The sequence below is a fragment of the Dokdonella sp. genome (assembly GCF_036518555.1).
Lineage (GTDB): Bacteria > Pseudomonadota > Gammaproteobacteria > Xanthomonadales > Rhodanobacteraceae > Dokdonella_A.
Genome location: NZ_DATDMY010000003.1, coordinates 53,224 through 71,764 on the forward strand (window position 1 = coordinate 53,224; position 18,541 = coordinate 71,764).

The 18,541-nt window shown below is 69.6% G+C and carries 16 protein-coding genes; 9 read left to right on the forward strand and 7 right to left on the reverse strand.

Features of this window, described 5'->3' with window-relative positions; all coding sequences use genetic code 11:
* The first annotated feature begins 31 nt into the window (after window positions 1-31).
* The 3 genes from VI238_RS00285 (at window position 32) to VI238_RS00295 (ending at window position 2,595) form a co-directional block, all read left to right on the forward strand.
* Complete coding sequence (locus tag VI238_RS00285; RefSeq protein ID WP_331647299.1) at window positions 32-685, forward strand: BON domain-containing protein; 654 nt, start codon at window positions 32-34, stop codon at window positions 683-685.
* Between the two features lie 67 nt (window positions 686-752).
* A complete protein-coding gene (locus VI238_RS00290; protein ID WP_331647301.1) occupies window positions 753-1,718 on the forward strand; it encodes a L,D-transpeptidase in 966 nt (321 codons plus the stop codon).
* Window positions 1,719-1,770: 52 nt separating this feature from the next.
* On the forward strand, window positions 1,771-2,595 hold the full coding sequence (locus VI238_RS00295) for a hypothetical protein (RefSeq protein ID WP_331647303.1): 825 nt from the start codon (window positions 1,771-1,773) through the stop codon (window positions 2,593-2,595).
* 9 nt (window positions 2,596-2,604) lie between these two features.
* Here the strand turns inward: VI238_RS00295 and VI238_RS00300 are convergent, their stop codons facing one another.
* The 3 genes from VI238_RS00300 to VI238_RS00310 form a co-directional block, all read right to left on the reverse strand.
* On the reverse strand, window positions 2,605-3,429 hold the full coding sequence (locus VI238_RS00300; protein WP_331647305.1) for a universal stress protein: 825 nt from the start codon (window positions 3,427-3,429) through the stop codon (window positions 2,605-2,607).
* An 86-nt stretch (window positions 3,430-3,515) separates the two neighbouring features.
* On the reverse strand, window positions 3,516-4,514 hold the full coding sequence (locus VI238_RS00305; protein WP_331647307.1) for a zinc-binding alcohol dehydrogenase family protein: 999 nt from the start codon (window positions 4,512-4,514) through the stop codon (window positions 3,516-3,518).
* 15 nt (window positions 4,515-4,529) lie between these two features.
* The gene (locus tag VI238_RS00310; protein ID WP_331647309.1) at window positions 4,530-5,747 is read right to left on the reverse strand and encodes an erythromycin esterase family protein; all 1,218 of its coding nucleotides are present in this window, start codon (window positions 5,745-5,747) and stop codon (window positions 4,530-4,532) included.
* On the opposite strand from VI238_RS00310, the gene fbp reads away from it, so the two are divergent.
* A complete protein-coding gene (fbp, locus tag VI238_RS00315; protein WP_331647311.1) occupies window positions 5,719-8,469 on the forward strand; it encodes a fructose-1,6-bisphosphate aldolase/phosphatase in 2,751 nt (916 codons plus the stop codon). The genes VI238_RS00310 and fbp overlap by 29 nt on opposite strands.
* A gap of 94 nt (window positions 8,470-8,563) precedes the next feature.
* Here the strand turns inward: fbp and VI238_RS00320 are convergent, their stop codons facing one another.
* Window positions 8,564-9,232 carry a cytochrome b/b6 domain-containing protein gene (locus VI238_RS00320; RefSeq protein ID WP_331647313.1) on the reverse strand — a complete coding sequence of 223 codons (669 nt, stop codon included), beginning with the start codon at window positions 9,230-9,232 and terminating at the stop codon, window positions 8,564-8,566.
* 29 nt (window positions 9,233-9,261) lie between these two features.
* Entirely contained in the window at window positions 9,262-10,302 is a 1,041-nt protein-coding gene (locus VI238_RS00325; protein WP_331647315.1) for a cytochrome-c peroxidase, read from the reverse strand.
* A 184-nt stretch (window positions 10,303-10,486) separates the two neighbouring features.
* Between VI238_RS00325 and VI238_RS00330 the strand changes: the two genes are divergently transcribed.
* Window positions 10,487-11,563 carry an AI-2E family transporter gene (locus tag VI238_RS00330; RefSeq protein WP_331647317.1) on the forward strand — a complete coding sequence of 359 codons (1,077 nt, stop codon included), beginning with the start codon at window positions 10,487-10,489 and terminating at the stop codon, window positions 11,561-11,563.
* Here the strand turns inward: VI238_RS00330 and VI238_RS00335 are convergent.
* Together VI238_RS00335 and VI238_RS00340 are read right to left on the reverse strand one after the other, a co-directional pair.
* Window positions 11,526-12,725 carry an efflux RND transporter periplasmic adaptor subunit gene (locus tag VI238_RS00335; RefSeq protein WP_331647319.1) on the reverse strand — a complete coding sequence of 400 codons (1,200 nt, stop codon included), beginning with the start codon at window positions 12,723-12,725 and terminating at the stop codon, window positions 11,526-11,528. The two genes, VI238_RS00330 and VI238_RS00335, sit on opposite strands and share 38 nt — an antisense overlap.
* A 2-nt stretch (window positions 12,726-12,727) precedes the next feature.
* Window positions 12,728-14,059 (reverse strand): ABC transporter permease, encoded by a 1,332-nt coding sequence (locus VI238_RS00340; RefSeq protein WP_331647321.1) that lies wholly within the window; start codon window positions 14,057-14,059, stop codon window positions 12,728-12,730.
* A gap of 204 nt (window positions 14,060-14,263) precedes the next feature.
* Between VI238_RS00340 and VI238_RS00345 the strand changes: the two genes are divergently transcribed.
* From VI238_RS00345 to VI238_RS00360, 4 genes are all read left to right on the forward strand, one after another.
* On the forward strand, window positions 14,264-15,364 hold the full coding sequence (locus VI238_RS00345; protein WP_331647323.1) for an MraY family glycosyltransferase: 1,101 nt from the start codon (window positions 14,264-14,266) through the stop codon (window positions 15,362-15,364).
* A 25-nt stretch (window positions 15,365-15,389) separates the two neighbouring features.
* A complete protein-coding gene (locus VI238_RS00350; RefSeq protein ID WP_331647325.1) occupies window positions 15,390-16,208 on the forward strand; it encodes a tyrosine-protein phosphatase in 819 nt (272 codons plus the stop codon).
* Window positions 16,205-16,915: a polysaccharide biosynthesis/export family protein gene (locus VI238_RS00355; protein WP_331647327.1), complete on the forward strand. Its 711-nt coding sequence runs from the start codon at window positions 16,205-16,207 to the stop codon at window positions 16,913-16,915. The genes VI238_RS00350 and VI238_RS00355 overlap by 4 nt, the downstream gene beginning before the upstream one ends.
* A gap of 46 nt (window positions 16,916-16,961) precedes the next feature.
* Window positions 16,962-18,541, forward strand: a 1,580-nt coding sequence (locus VI238_RS00360; RefSeq protein WP_331647329.1) for a GumC family protein, incomplete at its 3' end; no start/stop codon positions are given.

The window sequence follows — 18,541 nt, forward strand, 5'->3', positions numbered from 1 at the left end:
TTCGCCTTGCGTGACCAACCCGGAGGCAAGCATGAAAACCGATCGGCAATTGCAGCAGGACGTGATCGAGGAATTGCGCTGGGACGCGTCGATACAGTCGGCGCACATCGGCGTCGAGGTTCGCGACGGCGTAGTCACGCTGTCCGGCCAGGTCGACAGCTACGCGGAGAAGTTCGCCGCGGCCGACGCGGCGAAGCGGGTCGCCGGCGTCAAGGGCGTCGCGATGGACCTCGAAGTAAGGCTGCCGGGCAGCAGCAAGCGCACGGACTCGGACATCGCGAAAGCCGCCGTCACCGCGCTCGAGTGGAACGTGTCGGTACCGATGGGCGCGGTGCAAGTGAAGGTGGACGACGGCTTCGTGACGTTGACCGGCGAAGTCGACTGGGAATACCAGCGCGATGCAGCGGCGTCGTCGGTGCGCCCGCTGCTCGGCGTCAAGGGCGTGAACAACGCGTTGACATTGCGTCCGCACGCCGCGGTCAAGGACGTCAAGGGCAAGATCGAGGCGGCGCTGCAGCGACTCGCGCACGAGGACACGAAGGACGTGACGGTCGCCGTCAAGGACGGCACCGTCACGCTGAGCGGAACGGCCCATTCCTACCTCGAACGCGACACGATCGAGGCGGCGGCATGGAACGCGCCGGGCGTGCACCAAGTGGTCGACCGCATCATCGTCGCGCCGTGAGGAACGCGCCGCCGCGCGTGCGCAGGAGCGAGCCCGCCGGCACGCCCGGCGGGCCCGGGAACGCGTGATGGCCGGCAGCTGGGCTGCGGCCGCGTTCGCCGCCGTTGTCGCCGTGCGGGTCGCGACGGGCGTCGACGACGCGACGTCGCACCCGAATGCCTCGTGGCACCCGCAGGCGGCGCCGGACGGCCCGGTCGTGATCGTCGTGAGCCTCGTCGAACAACGCGCCTACGTCTACCGCAACGGCATCGCGATCGGCACCAGCGCGATCAGCTCGGGCAAGCGCGGGCATTCGACGCCGGCCGGCGTGTTCACGATCCTGCAGAAGGAGCGCGAACACCGTTCCAATCTCTACGACGACGCGCCGATGCCGTTCATGGAACGGCTGACGTGGGACGGGATCGCGATCCACGCGGGTTCCCTGCCGGGATATCCCGCGTCGCACGGATGCATCCGTCTGCCGCATGCGTTCGCCGAGCGCCTGTTCGAGGTGACGCATGGCGGCGACACCGTCGTCGTGTCCGACCAGGATGCGGTCGATCCGCGGATCGTCCATCCGTCCGTGCTCGCACCCGTGACACCGGGCGGGGTCGCGAGCGGGACGACGACGCTCGAAGGCGCCTCGTCGTCCTGGTGGGACGACGAAGCTACCGCGGACGGACCCGTGAGCATCCTCGTGAGCCTCGCCGATCGCCGCGCCTACGTGATGCGCAATGGAGTGCGCATCGGTGCAGGCGCGATCGACGTCGCCGAAGGGTTCGATGGTCGCGGTGCCGTCGTCTACGTCGCGCAGGAGGAGGAAGGGAGGGGCGCCGGTCGCCCGCGACGATGGCTCGCTTATCCGCTCGGCGGCGAGCTCGGACGCCTGTCGATGGATGAACTCGCGCGCAACCTGCACGTGTCCGACGACTTCGCGGCCCGCGTGCGCGCCGTGGTCGCCGCGGGCACGAGCGTGCTCGTGACCGATCAACCCGCGCAGGGCGGCGAAGCCCGAGAATCGATCCTGCGCTCGGATCCGGGGCGCGGGCCGTGAACCCGGATCGCCGCGTGCAGGGCGCGGTGCGCTGCGGACGGCGGCGGCGCGCATGAAGTTGGCCCGCCTGCACGTGAGTGGACGCGTCGTCGCGATGTTGTACCTGTGCGTCGCCGTGATCGCGCCGTCGCTGGTCGGCGTCGCCGTCATGCGCGATGCAGCGGTGCGCGACGAGGCGGAAGGCGATACCTCGCGCATGCTCTTCGCGCAGGCGGTCGCGAGCGGCATGGCCCGCTCGGCCGCCTCGACCGAGGCCGTTCTCGCGATGCTCGCGGTGGACGACGCGACGATCGAAGCGCTCGGCGGCGGCGACTACGCCGGCCTGCACGCGCGCTTCGAGGGCGCAATGGAGGCGGCCGGCATCCAGCGGCTCGCGTTGCACGACGTCGCGGGCCACGAGGTCCTCGGCATCGCGAAGGACGGCGCGGCGTCGAAGCCGGGCGGCGGGGCGACCGTGCGCTTCCACCGCGCCGTGATGCGCGGAGGCGTCGCGATCGGCGAGCTCGAGGCGTCGATGCCGATCTCCGCGCTCGCCGACGCGACGTCCTACCCGGGAGCGGGACGCGTGGTGCTGAGCTCGCTCTCGGGCCGTCTGCTCGCCGACGCGGAAGCGGGCGAGGGCGGCGAGATCGTCGACGTTCCGCAAGGCGTGGCGGGCGCCGCGCGTGTCCCCGTCGAGGCTGGCGTGAGCGGGTCGAACGCGGGCCACCCGATCGCGTTCGCAGTGCCCGCCGGCCTGCCGATCATCGTCACGGTGACCGCGTACGAGGCGGCGGCCACGGCCTGGCCTTGGTGGGACCTCGTCGTGCTCGACGTACTCCTGCTCGCAGTCGGTTGGCTCGTGGTCGCGCATGCGGCGCGCGACGACGTCCGCTGACGAGCCGGATCAGTGCCGCAGGAACACCGGGATGCGCGCTTCGGCGAGCACGTGCCGCGTCGCGCCACCGAAGATCCACTCGCTGAAGCGCGTGCGGCCGTACGCACCCATCACGAGCAGGTCGGCGCGACACTCCGCGGCGGCTTCGAGCAGCGAGGCGCCGGCCTGTTCGTCGCTCGCGTCGAGTTCGCGATCCTCGACGGTGAGCCCGTGCCCGCGCAGGTAGGTGCCGAGATCGAACTCGGGCTTCCAGCCGGTCGTGAGGGGTTGCTCGCGACGCTTGCCCGAGAGGACGACGATGCGTCCGGCCGCGGCGAGGATCGGAAGCGCCGCATGGACCGCACGGATCGCCTCCGGCGAATGGTTCCAGCCGATCGCCACGCACTGCGCGCGTGCGGTCGAGCATGCAGGCGGAGTCACGATGCAGGGCAGGTGGCTGCGCAGCACGAGGCCGCCCAGCGCTTGCGGTGCGCCCCAGTTGCTCCGGGCGTCGCGACCGAGCACGACGACGTCGTGCCAGTTGCCCATCTGCGCGAGCACCTCGGGGACTTCGCCTTCGGCGACCTGCCAAAGCGCGGAATGCGTGCCGAGTTCGCGCGCGCGCGTCTCGAACGCGCTGCGCCGGGCGCAGGCTTCATCCTTGATCTGGCGCAGGTCTTCGACGATCCGCGACAGCAGCAGCGGCGCATCGTAGGGCGACACCATCATGTACGGCGAGGCGACCACGTGCACGCCCGTGAGGTGTCCGGAGAAAGCGGCCGCCATGCTCGCGGCGTACTCCATGCTCGGGGTCCAGGACGAGTAGTTGTCGGCGTAGGCCAGGATGTCTTTCACGACGATGCTCCGCGGATGTCGGGGTGCACACTACCGCCGGGAATGCTTGCGGGTGCTGATCTGGATCAAGCGCGAGCCGGCGCCGGTCATCCGGGCACGATCACCGCTGCTCCGTGCAATCCGCCGTCCCTGAGTGCCTGCAGTGCGCGGTTGGCGTCCTGCAGCGCGAACGTTCGCACGCACGTCTCGATGCGATCGCCGCCGGCGTCGAAGTACGTGCGCGCATCCTCGCGCGTGAGGTTCGCGACCGACACGACGTCGCGTTCGCCCCAAAGCCGCTCGTAGGCGAACGACGGGATGTCGCTCATGTGGATGCCCGCGCAGACGACGCGACCGCCCTTGCGTACGCGACCGAGCGCGACGGGTACGAGAGCACCGTCGGGTGCGAACAGGATCGCCGCGTCGAGCGGGCGCGGCGGCGCCTGGTCGGATCCGCCGGCCCAGCACGCGCCGAGCGAGCGCGCGAACGCCTGCGTGGGCACGTCGTTCGGGCGCGTGAACGCATGCACCGCCACGCCGCGTGCCACTGCCATCGGGCAAAGGATGTGCGCTGCGGCACCGAAGCCGTACAGGCCGAGCTGCCGGCATGGTCCTGCCGCGCGCAACGCGCGCCAGCCAATGAGCCCGGCGCACAGCAACGGCGCCAGCGACGCGGGCTCGGCGCGCAAGCCTTCCAGCCGGATGCACCAGGCGGCATGCGCGAGCATGTGGGTCGCGAATCCGCCGTCCATCGTGCAGCCCACGAACTCCGGCGCATCGCAGAGATTCTCCCGTCCGGCGCGGCAGAAATCGCAGTGGCCGCACGATCGACCGAGCCACGGAACGCCGACGCGTTCGCCGACGGCCGGCGCCTGCACGTTCGCGCCGAGCGCGTCGACGACGCCGACCACTTCGTGCCCGGGGACGATCGGGTAGTGCGCCTGCGGCAGGTCGCCGTCGGCGACGTGGAGGTCGGTGCGACAGACGCCGCACGCCTCGACGCGGACGCGCACCTGGCCCTCGGCGGGGCACGGCAGCGGCCGCAGCGCCGCCACCAGTGGCGTACGCGGCGCGGCGAACTGCATCACGCGGCACGCGTCGTCCATCGCCGCGCCCATCGTTCAGACGCCGAACGGATACGTGTCCGGCGGTTCGTGGCGCACCCAGTGCTCGCCGACGTCGATCGGTTCGACCGCGCTGGTTTCCTCGAGATGGAACACCGCATCGAACTGCGCGCCGAGCAGCGCGGAGAAATAGTGGCTCTCGAGTTCGGTTTCCGGCCGGTAGACCACGCCGATCGCGCGCTCGAGCGCGGGGCTGTCGATCGTGGCGACGACGTCGTCGCGCAAGGGCAGGAAGAAGCGATCGAGGTTCGTCGCGTAGAACGCATGCTCGTAGCTGTCGCGGCGAGCCGGACGCACCCAGCGCCGTTCGGCGGGCTGGTCCCAGTCGCGCGCGGCGGTGACATGGCCGGTGTAGGTCGTGAAGCCGACGAGCAGCGCGTTCTCGCGACCGACCTCCTCGCGCACGAGCTGGCCGACGTTCCACTCGCCGCGCTTGCTCATGGCCGTCGCGCGCGCGTCGCCCATATGGGAGTTGTGCGCCCACACGACGATGCGCCCATTGCGTCCGTTGTCGCGCACGTGGCGGCGCAGTGCGAGCAGGGTGTTCACCATGTGGGCGTCGCGCAGGTTCCAGGTGTTGGCCCGGCCGGCGAACATCGCGCGGTAGTAGTGTTCGGCATTCAGCACGACGTATGCGTTGCGTTCGGCGACGAACTGCTCGTCCGACTTCGCGCGGCCGTCGTCGGCGCGATACTCGGGCGCCTTGCGCACGAGGTCGACGAGGAGCCTCGCCGCGGCATCGCGGCACGGTGGGCGCAGCCCGGCCGCGGCCGCGTAGCCGTAATCCTGCGGATCGCGCACGTGGTCGAGGCAGGCGTAGAGGCGCTTCGCTGCTTCCACCTGGCCGGGGTCGACCTGTTCGAGGTAGGCGATCACGGCCTCGGCGGACCGATAGAGGCTGTAGAGGTCGAGTCCATGGATGCCGATCCTCGCGGCCTCCGGCAGTGCGGCGTTGTGGGCGTGCAGCCATTGCATGAAATCGCGGACGACGCGGTTGCGCCACATCCAGGTCGGGAATCGCCGGAACTCGTCGAATGCCGCATCGAGCGTCACCGAGCCGCCGTTGCACGCGTAGCGGTTCAGGCGAAGCGTGTCGGGCCAGTCGCCCTCGATCGCGATGGCATCGAAGCCATGCTCCTCGATCAGGCGTCGCGTGATGCGCGCGCGCATCTCGTAGAACTCGTGGATGCCGTGGCTCGCCTCGCCCAGCAACACGAACGCACGCTCGCCGACCAAGACCGGTGGGCTCGCCGACGTCTGCGGCGCGCTGCCGAAGGCGCTCGTCGCGGCCGGTGCCGACGTGCGCGTGATCATGCCCGCATATCCGTCGACGCTCGATGGCGTGGCCGATCTTCGACTCGAGGTCGAGTTCGGCGAGGTGCTCGGCGCGCATCCGGTGCGCCTCCTGCGCGCGACCCTGCACGGCTCCGGGATCGTGGTCTGGCTGGTCGACTGCCCGACGCTGTACCAGCGACCCGGCACGCCCTACCTCGATGCGAACGGCGACGAGTGGCCGGACAACGCGATCCGCTACGGCGTGCTCTGCCACGTCGCGAGCCGCGTCGCGCTCGGCTGCACGGGCAGCGCGTGGACCCCGGACGTCGTGCATTGCCATGACTGGCACACGGGTCTCGTGCCGCTCCTGCTTCGGCGCGCGCACGCGCGTCCGCGCAGCGTGTTCACGGTGCACAATGCGGCATTCCAGGGCAATTTCCCGTTGGCGACGGCCGCGCTGCTCGAGTTGCCGCGCGACGGCGCCGCGTTCGAGGGTTTCGAGTTCTACGGCCAGCTCTCGTTCCTCAAGTGCGGCCTCGCCTTCGCCGACAAGGTGACCACGGTCAGCCCCACCTATGCCCGCGAGCTCGCCACGGCGGAATTCGGCTGCGGACTCGAAGGCCTGTTCGCGAGTCGTGGCGCCGATTTCGTCGGCATCATGAACGGCATCGACACCGAGGTCTGGAATCCGGCCACCGATCCGTTCCTCGTCGACCGCTACTCCGCCGGCGACCCTTCCGGCAAGTTCGCGTGCAAGGCCGCGCTGCAGGACGAACTCGGCTTGCGCAGGGACGCCGAGGCCCCCGTCGCGATCTTCGCGAGTCGCGTGACGACGCAGAAGATGGCGGACGTGCTGCTCGGCAGGTTGCCCGTGCTCATGGAGCGCAACCCCCGCTTGCAGTTCGCAATGCTCGGCCACGGCGACCGCTCGCTCGAATCCGCCTATGCGGAGTTCGCGCGCGCGCACGCGGGGCGCGCCGCGGTGGACATCGGCTACCGGGAATCGAGCGCGCACCGCCTGCATGCGGGGGCCGATTTCCTGCTGCACGGCTCGCGCTTCGAACCGTGCGGACTCGCCCAGCTCTATGCGATGCGCTACGGCGCGATCCGATCGTGCGTCGCGTCGGCGGGCTTGCCGACAGCGTCGTCGACGCCGGCAGCGGGAGCGGAGGCCGGGCGACCGGTTTCGTGTTCGAAGCGGCGACCGGCGACGCGCTCGAGGACGCCGTGCAGCGCTGCCTCGATCTGTACGCGACGCGTGGCGAAGCGTGGCGCGCGATGCGCCTGCGCGCGATGGCTTCGGACTTCGGCTGGACGCGATCCGCGCAAGCGTACCTCGACCTGTACGCGCAGGCGCTGCAGGCCTGCGCGCCCGTGTCGGACGGCCGCGCGGCGGCGGAGCGGGGCACTCGCGCGCACCTTCGCGACGGCGCCCGGTCGCTCGTCCACGGCCGCAGCGCTTACGAATGGAGTCGGCGCCTTCCGTCCCCCATCCAACGCGCCAGCGCGCACGCCGGAGGTTCCCATGAAACTCACGCTCAGCGTGATCAAGGCTGACATCGGTTCGGTCGGCGGCCACATCCGCCCGTCCGCGGCACTGCTCGATCGCGTGCGCGAGCGCATCGAGCGCTGGCGTGGCCGACTCCTGATCGATGCGCGCGTGAGCGCGACCGGCGACGACATCGCGATCCTCATGACGCACCGGCAGGGCATCGGCGCCGAAGCCATCCATCGGCTCGCCTGGGACGCGTTCGTCGCCGGCACCGAAACCGCGCGCAAGCAGGGGCTCTACGGCGCCGGCCAGGATCTGCTCAAGGACGCGTTCTCGGGCAACGTGCGCGGCATGGGACCGGCCGCCGCCGAGATGGAGATCGAGGAGCGGCCTGCGGAGCCGTTCCTGTTCTTCGCCGCCGACAAGACCGACCCCGGCGCGTTCAATCTGCCGCTCTACCTCGCGTTCGCCGACCCGATGAACACGCCGGGCTTGCTGCTTTCGCCGGAACTGGCGAAAGGCTTCCGGTTCGTGATCATGGACGTCGGACACAGCGAGGGCGACCGCGTGATCGAACTGGAGGCGCCGGCGGACCTTTACGCGATCGCCGCGCTGCTGCGGGACACGGAGCGGTACGTGGTCGAATCGGTGTACTCGCGCGCGAGCGGCGAGCAGGCGGTCGCGGCGTGCACGACGCGACTGCACAACATCGCGGGCAAGTACACCGGCAAGGACGATCCGGTGATGCTCGTGCGCGTGCAGAAGGATTTCCCGGCGACCGGCGAAGTCGTGGCTCCGTTCGCGATGGACCCGCTCGTCGCCGGCGGCATGCGCGGCTCGCACAACATGCCGCTGATGCCGGTGCCGCTCGAGAGCGGGATCAGCTACTTCGACGGCCCGCCGATCATCACGTGTGCGGCGTACTGCGTGCACGACGGCTCGCTCACCGAAGCCGAGGACGTGTTCGCCCACCCGTTCTGGCAGCGGGTGCGCCACCATGCGGCCGACAAGGCGATCGAGCTGCGCCGCCAGGGATTTTTCGGCGCAGCGATGCTGCCGATGAACGAGCTCGAATACACCGGCATCACGAGCATGCTCGCCGCGCTGGAACCGCGCTTTCGCGTGCGCGCGACGGATTCGGCAGCCGTACCGAAGTCTGCCGCGCACTAGTCACGCCGGATTCCACGGCTTCGCTGGAGTCCATGCCGGATGCGCGCGCCCACCCGCAGCACCGTCGCCGCCGCGGAACCGCGGGCGCGCAGCATCACGATTCGGCCCGGACCTCGTCCGCGCGCTTGTCCCCGGTGATCATCGCCCGCACGAGGTTCTCCCGGTGCGCGACGCTCGCGACGATGACGCCGGCGATGTGCAGCGCGACGAGCACGAGCACGATGTTCGCGAGGATCTCGTGGAGTTCCTCCATCGAACTTTCGCGGTGTTCGCCGGTTGCGCTCGCCGGGGCGGGCCGCGCACGGTCCTCGTCGTCGTCGCCGTCGCGGTGCTCCGCCATCGCCGACGCCGATGTGCCGCCGAAGAAGGGCGCCAGCGGACCCTGGTTCTCTTCCGTCGCGAGCGTCACCAGGCCGGTCAGCACCGTTGCGGTGAGCGCCGCCAGCAGCAGGTAGACCATCCAGGCACCCGCCGGGCTGTGGCCGAGATGGCGTTTCGATCGGCCGCGCACGAGGTTGCCGAGGTAGGCCAGGGCGCGGAATGGGCCGAACGCGAAGTCGCTGAAGCGCGCGTGCCGGGAGCCGATGAAGCCCCAGATCACGCGCAGGACGATCAGCCCGCCGACGAAATATCCGGCCCAGACGTGCACCGACAGCGTGGCATCTTCGGGTTCGGTGAAATACGCGACGAAGAAGGCGATCACGAGCGACCAATGGAACAGTCGAACGAATCCGTCCCAGACCCTGACCTCAAGCACCGACATGGGCATCACCTCGTTGGGAACCTCGTGCATCACTCGAGCATGTCGCCCGGCGTCGGCGGCAGGCGCGGCATCGTCTGCTGCGGGAACTCGCCGCTCAAGGCGTCGAGGAACGCGACGATGTCCGCGACGTCGGCGTCCGTCGGCGACTTGTCCAACTGCGTCTTCGCCATCACGCGCACGGCCTCGGGCAGGGACTTGACCAGGCCGTTGTGGAAGTACGGCGCGGTGAAGGCGAGATTGCGCAGGGTCGGCACGCGCCAGAGGTTCTGGTCCTCGCTCTTGCCCGTCTGCACGGCCTTGCCGCCGTCGTCGAGCAGGTGGTAGCGCGCGACATAGGGATTGTCGAGATACGTCGGGAACTTCATGAAGAATCCGGTGCCCGGCGGGAGGGCGGGGCCGCTGAAGTTCGCGCCGGAGTGACACGCCGTACAGCCGATCGAGGCGAAGGCCTGCATCCCGCGTTGCTGCTGCGCGGTCAGCGCGGCCTTGTCGCCCTTGACGAAGCGGTCGTACGGGCTGTTCGGCGTGATCAGCGTGCGTTCGTACGCGGCAATCGCCTTCGCGATCGAGTCCTCGTCGATCTTCACCCCCTTGCCGAACGCACGCTCGAAGGCGGGCGCGTACCCGGAGATCCGCCGGATACGGTCGACGGCGAGATCGAGTTTCGGCATGCCCATCTCGATCGGGTTCACGATCGGTCCCTTCGCCTGCGCCTCGAGACTCGGTGCACGGCCGTCCCAGAACTGCACGGAATGGAACGCCGCGTTCCATACCGTCGGCGAGTTGCGGCCGCCGAGCTGGCCGTGCACGCCGATCGAGGTCGGCCGATGATCGTCGCCGCCTTCCATCACGTTGTGGCACGAGAAGCACGACACCGTGCCGGTCGACGACAGGCGCGGATCGAAGTACAGCATCTTGCCGAGCTCGATCTTCGCCGGCGTCGTCGGATTGTCCGCGGGCGCCGGTGCTTGGTTCGGCAATGCCTGCCAGTCGGCAGCCGTCGCGCCGGTCGGCGCGAGCGATGCGATGAGCGCGAGCGCGACGAGCAGCCAATGCGTGGGCGAAGTCATGATCGATCTCCTCTGGGACGCCGTAGGTACGACCACCGCAGCGGAATTCTCGCCCTGACGACGCGGGGCCAATTGATGTCGATCAATTGGGCATGGCACGCCGGCCGGCTACGATCCGCGCGGAGGTCGTCGAGACGCGATGCGACCCGTGTAATCCGCGCCCGCCATGCCGATGGGTCCGACCATGCAGTCCCCGCTGCCGCCAAGCCGGATCATCCTGCGCACGACGTTCGCCTTGCTGCTCGTGTACGGTTGCTGGCTCGTGCTGGCACCGTTCGCACCGGCGATCTTCTTCGCGATCGCGATCGTCGTCTCCACCTGGCCCGTGCACGCGTGGCTGCTGTCGCGGATAGGGCAACGGCGCACGATCGGCAGCCTCCTGTCCTGCAGCCTCGTCGCGATCGCGGTCATCGTCCCGATCGGGATGCTGTTCGTCGCGTTCCGCGACGCTGCCGCATGGCTGCTCGCATGGTTGGACGAGTGGAATGCAGGTTCACACGCGCGCTGGCCGGCCTGGCTGCAGGCCATTCCCTGGATCGGCGGCCACCTCGAGTCGTGGGGCAATGCTTCCTCCGCCGGCCTCGCCGCGTGGGTGACGTCGTTCGGCGACGGGACACGCAGGATCCTCGTGGCAACCGTGAGGGCGTTCGGGAGCGGGATCGGGCAGATCGCGCTGGCCGCGCTGCTCCTGTTCGCATTGTACAAGGACGGAGATCGCGTCGGCCGGCGACTCGCCGCGTTCGTCGCCGACGTCGGCGGCGAGTGGGGGCGCGAATCCCTGCAGACCGTGCACCGCACGATCGTCGCCGTGATGCTCGGCGTGCTCGGTACCGCGTTGGCGCAGGCGGTCGTCGCAATCGGCGGCTTCGCGCTCGCGGGCGTGCCCAATGCCTTCCTTCTCGGCGCACTCACGTTCGTGCTTTCGATGGCACCGGTCGGTCCACCCCTCGTCTGGGGCGGCGCCGCGCTCTGGCTGATGCGGGAAGGACAGCCAGGGTGGTCGATCTTCATGTTGGCCTACGGCGTGCTCGGGATCAGCCTCATCGACAACGTCATCAAGCCGCTGCTGATCAGCCGATCGAGCCGGCTTCCATTCGCGATGACCCTCATGGGCGTCGTCGGCGGAATGCTCGCGTTCGGGGTCGCGGGCATCTTCATCGGACCCGCGCTGCTCGCGGTCGCGATCGATCTCGGCCGGCAGTGGGCGCACGCGGGGGGCGACGTCACCGCGGATTCGCCTCCACGCGAGCCCCTTCGCTGAGGTTCGAGCCCGGATACACGACGACGAGCTCGCCTTCCCGCAGGCCGCTTCCGACCAGCGCATCCTGCGACCCTCGCGCTTCCAACTCCACCGCGCGTTTGCGCGCCCGGCCGTCGGTCGCGACGAACGTCGTCCATTGCGATCCTTCCCGGAACAGGGCGCTGACGGGTACCGTCAGCACGCCCTTGCGCTCGTCGACGATGATGCGGGCATCCACCCGGTAGCCGTCGCCGACCGCGCGCCATCGCTCGCCGACGGACGTGGGATCGATCACGACGTTGACGCGCTGCTCCTCGACGCCCAGCGCCGAAATCTTCGTGAACGCCGACGGCTCGACGCGTCGGACCCGACCTTCCGCCGTGCCGTCCTCGCCCCAGTGCTCGAACTGCACGCGGTCGCCCGGCTGGATCGACACCGCGTCGGAACTCAGGACATCCACGATCACCTCGAGATCGGCGGGATCGCCGAGCTCGAGCAACGGCGTACCCGTGAGTACGCCACGCTCGCTTTCCTGCAGCACGCGGAGCACGACGCCGGCAGCGGGCGCCTTGACCGGCCAGGGCTTCGCCGCCGCGCCCTTCGCGCCCGACATCGCCTGCGACAGCGCGGCGCGCGCCGCGTCGAGTGCATGGGACGCCGCATGACGCGCCTCGCGCGCCGCCTCGAGTTCCTTTTCGCGAGCGCTCAGCAGCAAGGTCGCGCTGTCGCGTTCGGCGGCGGTGACGAAGCCCTTCGCGGCGAGGTTGCCGATGCGGGTCGCGTCCGCGCGGGCCAGATCGACCGCCGCCTCCGCGCGTCCGATGTTCGCCGCGGCACTGAGGACCTCGGCGTCGGCCGCTTCCAGGCGTGCGGTCAGTTCCCGTTCGGTGCGCGCATCGAGCAAGGCCGGAATCGCGGGCACGATGTTCGCGAGTACGTCGCCGGGAGCGACGCGATCGCCTTCCCTGAGAACGATGCGTTCCAGCGTCCCGGCAAGCGGGGACGAAATCGTGAATCGGTTGCGCACGCGCGTCTTGCCGTCCTCTTCGACGGTGCGCTGGAACGTACCGCGCGCGACGCGCGCGGTGTCGACCCGGACGGCCGCGAGCATGAATGCCCAGGCCAGCAGGCCGGCCGCAGCGGCGACGAACGCGCCGGCGATGGCGAGGCGCTTCAGGGACATGCTCATTCCCTCGTCTTCAGTACGCCCACGAGATCGAGTCGCTCGACGCGCCGTCGCACGATCGACGCGCTCGCGACACCGGCCGCGACGACCGCGACGGCCGCGAACGCGTACGTGCGCGCCGACACGATCACGGGGATTTCGATCAGATCGGAATGGGTCAGCTGGACCACGAGCCAGGACAGACCGTAGCCGAGCGTGCAGCCCACGGGAAGGGCGAGTGCAAGCTCGATCGCGAGTTCCCACAGCAGCAATCCCGACACCTCCATGCTCGTGAAGCCGAGCACGCGCAGGCTCGCGAGTTCCCACGCGCGTTCGGCCAGCGCGATGCGCGCGCTGTTGTAGACGACGCCGAGGGCGATGACGAGCGCGAATGCGGTGAGGATTCCCGTGAACACGAGCACGTTACGCGCCATGGTTGCGCGGAAGTTGTCGAGCATGGAGCGCTTGCTCGCTGCCGTAGCCACCCGCGGCAAGCCCCTCAAGGCGGCGAAGAACGCGTCCGCACGGGCCCGGTCGACGCTGACCGAGGCGAGGTTGGACGAATCGCCCTCGCGCAGGAGGCGGTTCAATGCGCCGACGTTCATGTAGGCGGACATGCCGATGGGGTCCTGCACGGTGCCGGCCACCTGGACCTGGCGCATCGCGCGATCGCCCTCGAGCAGCTCGACGACGACCTTCTCGCCGACGCGCACGCCGAGCCGGCGCGCCAGTCGCTGCGTCATGAGCAACCCTTCCGACGGGAGCGCAACGATGCGCAGGTCCGCGTCGAGAAGCCGTCGCAACTCGCCGCGTTCGGGAATCCCCTGCAGCGCCGTGCGGTAGGATCGATGCCCGACCACGAGGCGCACCGCGGCCGAGCGGGCGGCCTCGACGCGCAGGGCGCCGGGCAGCGCCGCGATCTCGTGGCGCATCCTCGACGCGGCAGGCTCGACCAGCGTCACCTCGACGTCGGCGCGCTGCGCCATGTCGAACTGCACCGCGATCATGTAGTCGAGCGCATCGCGCCAGAACATCCCGACCACGACGATCGCGAGCGCCGCGGCGATGCCGAGCACGGTGGACAGCGCTCGCAGCGGCCGGCGTTCGAGCTGGCGCAGCACCATGCTCATCGCCGGCGGCAGACGGTTGCGCAATCCGATGCGTTCGAGCAGCAGCGGCCGGAACCGGGCAGGGGACGCGGGCCGCATCGCTTCCGCGGGCGAGAGGCTCACGGCGCTGCGCACGGCGAGCCTCGCCGCGCCGATCGCGGCGGCTGCAGCCGCGCCGATCGCCAGCACGATCACCCAGCCTTCCAGTCGCGCGCGATGATCCGGGAAGCGGAAGTACTCCATGTTGCCGCTCGCGTTGCCCGTCCAGGCCGTCGGCGCCGGAAGCTCGAGCGTGCGTGCCCGATGCGCGCTTCGCAATAGGTAGTATCACGGGTTGCGTGTCGCGCAATGGAAGGAGTATACGTTGTTCCGTTATCCAAGGTGCGCGTCCTCCGTGACGTTCGCCTGCGGCGGGAGCGGCTCATGCTCGACGGAACGGCGGGTGCGGTGGCATCATTCTTGCTCACGTTTGTGGCGCATCGACTGCTCGAACCGGTCGCGTGGCGTTATCGCCTGCTCGACCATCCTGGCGGACGCAAGGACCACGCGTGTACGACGCCGGTGACCGGCGGCATCGCGATGCTCGTCGGCGTGCTTCTCGTCGGCACGCTCATGCACGAATCGATCGGGCCCGGGTGGCGCGGATTCGCGCTCGCGTCGATGCTGCTGGTGATCGTGGGGTTCGCCGACGACCGCTACGATTTGCCCTGGGCCGTGCGCCTGTTGGCGCAAGCCACGGCGGCCCTCATCATGATTTTCTTCGGCGGCCTCTATGTCGACCAGCTCGGCCCGCTGTTCGGTTCAGAAACGGTCTTCCTCGGTGCCCTCGCTGTTCCATTCACGGTGATCGGCATCGTCGGCGTCGTCAACGCGGTGAACATGATCGACGGTGCCGACGGCGTGGCGGGCATGCTCGTCTTGAGCACGCTCGTGATGTTCGAGGCGGCGGCGACCTACGTCGGCGATCCCGTGCTCGCCGAGCGTATCCTGATCCTCATCGGTGCGGTGTCGGCCTTCCTCGCCTGCAACCTGCGCTTCCCCTGGCGGCGGCGGGCGCGCGCATTCATGGGCAACGCCGGCAGCGGATTCCTCGGGCTCGTCGTCGCGTGGATCGCCATTCGCTTGACCGAGCATACGGCGCATCCGGTCGCGCCGGTGCTCATGCCGTGGCTCGTCGCGATTCCGCTGATGGATTGCCTGGTGCTCATGATCCGCCGCACGCGCGCCGGACGCTCTCCGTTCTCGGCCGACCATGGCCATATCCATCACCTGATGCTCGAAGCCGGCTTCCGCCCGACGGGCGTCGCGATCCTGCTCGCATTCGCGAGCGGCATTCTCGGCCTCGTCGCCGGCCTCGCGATGCTCGCGCACGTCCCGCACCCGGTGTTGCTGGTCGCGTTCGTGCTGTTGTGCGCGGCGTGGTACTGGCTGACGTCGCAGCGTGCGCGTGCCGTCGAGTTCTTCCGCGGCGTACGCGGGGCGCGTGCGGGTGACATCGCACCCGCGGCGGCTCCGCTCGCGGGCGGCGCCGGCTCGGCGAATCGATGAACGTGCCGTCGCGCCGGATGGGACGATGATCGACCTGCACAACCACATGCTGCCCGGCATCGACGACGGTGCGATCGATCTTGCGGCCGCGCTCGCGATGGCGCGCATCGCGGTGGCCGACGGCGTCCACGCCGTGGCCTGCACGCCGCACATCTACCCGGGCCTGTACGAGAACACCGCACGCGGCATCCGTGCCGCGGTCGCATCCCTGCAGGCCGAACTCGATCGAAGCGGCATCCCGCTGCGCCTGCTCACGGGCGCCGACGTCCATCTGGTGCCCGACCTCGCCACGGGCATCCGGACCGGGCGCGTGCCGACCGTGGCCGGCTCGCGCTACCTGCTGCTCGAACCGCCGCATCACGTAGCGCCGCCGCGCTTCGAGCAGTCGGTGTTCGACCTGCTCGTCGCGGGCTACGTACCCGTCATCACGCACCCGGAACGGTTGACCTGGGTGCGCGACCACTACGCGGTGTTCCGCCGACTCGCGCAGGGCGGCGCATGGATCCAGCTCACGGCCGGCAGCATCGAGGGGCAGTTCGGCCGCGAGGCGAAGTACTGGAGCGAGCGCATGCTCGACGAGGGGATCGTGCACATCGTCGCGAGCGACGCGCACGATCCGGAACGGAGGCCTCCGCGGCTTGCCGCCGCGTGCGCGAGCGCAGCGCGGCGGATCGGCGACGAGGCGGCGCAGCATCTCGTGGTCACGCGCCCGCAGGGTATCGTCGACGACGTCGCTCCTGAACGACTGCCCGCGATCGCGGAACGCAGTACGCTTCGCGAGCCGGCCGCACTCTGGAGAGGGCTCAAGACATGTCACGACTTCCTGATCGGCAGACGCCCATGAGCACCGCGGTTCGTCGCATCGGCGCGGTGTTGCTGCTCTCGCTCGCGTTCGCGCTCGCGGCGTGTTCGGCATCGCCGGGCGTCAAGGCAGTCGCGAAGGGTTCGGCATTGCCGCCGCCGGACACGACGACGGCGTCGGGGGTCTACGAGGGCGCCAGCGACTACCGCGTCGGCCCGCAGGACCTGCTGGAGATCACCGTCTTCGGCGTCGCGGAGCTTGGACGCACGGTGCGCGTGAACTCGAACGGACAGATTTCGCTGCCGCTCATCGGCGGTGTCCAGGCAGGCGGGCGCACGATTCCCGAACTCGAGCGCGACATCGGCGCGCGGCTCGCGCAGTCGTACCTGCAGAACCCGCAGGTAAGCGTGTTCGTCAAGGAGTTCACGAGCCAGCGCGTCACGATGGAAGGCGCGCTGAGCAAGCCCGGCATCTACCCGCTGACCGGCAAGACCACGTTGCTGCAGGCCGTGGCGATGGCGGGCGGCCTCGACCCGCTCGCGCAACTCGACGGCGTCGTCGTCTTCCGGCAGGTCGACGGCAAGAAGATGGCCGCCGTGTTCGACCTGCGCAAGATCCGCACCGGTGCTGCGGAGGACCCGCAAGTCTATGGCGACGACCTCGTGGTCGTCGAACAATCCGGCAGCAAGAGCGCGCTGCAGAACTTCATCAAGGCCGCACCGGCGCTCGGATTGTTCCTGCTGCTGTAGCCGGCGGCGGAACGAAGCCCTGCCGTCGCGAAAGGACACGGACCCCATGCCGGACGACAAGCTTCCGATCGATCCGATGAGGCATCGCCGCTCGAAACTGCCGAGCGCGGCGACTTCCGGCCATCGTCGCGCGCCCGTCCCGCACCGCCCGCAGGCGATCGCGGCGCATCTCGTCGAGCCCGCGATCGAGGACGAGGAGGACGTCGACCTCCTCGCGTACTGGCGCCTGCTGCTGAAGCGCCGTTGGCTGATCCTCGGCGTGATCTCGACGGCGGTCGCGCTGTCGCTCGTGTGGACGCTGCTGACGCCGCCGACGTATCGCGCGACCGCCGTCCTGCAGATCGATTCGGACAGCCTGCAGGTGATGCAGGTGCAGGGCTTCTCGCCGCCGCCAGGCAGCTACGATCCGGAATTCAACCAGACCCAGTACGAATTGCTGCGCAGCCGCGCGCTGGCGGAGCGGGTCGCGCAGGACCTCGATCTTCCGGGTAGCGACGCGCTCGCGCGCGCGCAGGCGCCCGGCTGGTACGAGCGCCTGCGTCGGCTGCTGAGTCCGGGCACGCCGGCGCTCGCGCGTGACGGCGGGCCGCGCGACAGCGACGAAGAGGCGGCGGTCGTCGCCAGCGCGGACGACGGCGCGGCGCCGTCGCGCTCGAGCGCGGCCGAGCTGCGCACCGCGGCGCGCGTCATCCGCGAGGGGCTCGTGGTCGAACCGGTGCGCAATTCGCATCTCGTGCGCGTGCATTACGACGCCGGGGCACCGGCCCTGGCCGCGCGCGTCGCCAACGGACTCGCCGACGGCTTCATCGCCTTGACCATGGACCGCCAGTTCGGCGCGTCCTCGTATGCGCGCAAATACCTCGAGGACCAGCTTGCGCAACTGAGGTCGCGCCTCGAGGACTCCGAGCGCGCGCTGGTCGATTTCGCGCAGCGGGAGAACATCGTCCCGACCTCCGACGGCGAGTCGCTCGTCGGCAAGAACCTCGCCGACCTCAACGAATCGCTCGCGAAGGCGCAGGACCAGCGCATCCGCGCCGAGGCACGCTGGAAGAGCGCGCAATCGGCCAGCGGTGCCGCGCTGCCGGCCGACATGCTCGATGGCTCGATCCTGCGCACGCTGCAGGAGCAGCTCGCCCAACTGCAGGGCCAGTACCGCGACAAGTCGCAGACGTTCAAGCCGGACTATCCCGTGATGCTCGCGCTCAAGGGACAGATCGACGAATTGCAGGCGCAAATCTCGAAGGAACTCGCCAACATCCGCGCGTCGGTCAAGGCCGAATACCAGGCCGCGGTATCGCAGCAGCAGATGCTCGAGGCCGAGCTCGAAAGCCTGCGCTCGCAGACGCTCGAGGTCGACGGCCGCAGCATCCAGTACAACATCCTCAAGCGCGACGTCGACACGAACCGCCAGCTCTACAACGCCTTGCTGCAGCGTTACAAGGAGGTCGGCGTCGCCGGCGGCGTCAAGTCGAGCAGCATCTCGGTCGTCGATCGCGCCGAGGTGCCGCAATCGCGCTACTCGCCGAGTGTCTCGAGGAATACCGCGCTCGGCCTGCTGCTCGGCACGATGCTCGGCGTCATGCTCGCATTGCTGCTGGAGCATCTCGACGACACGCTGAGGGCGCC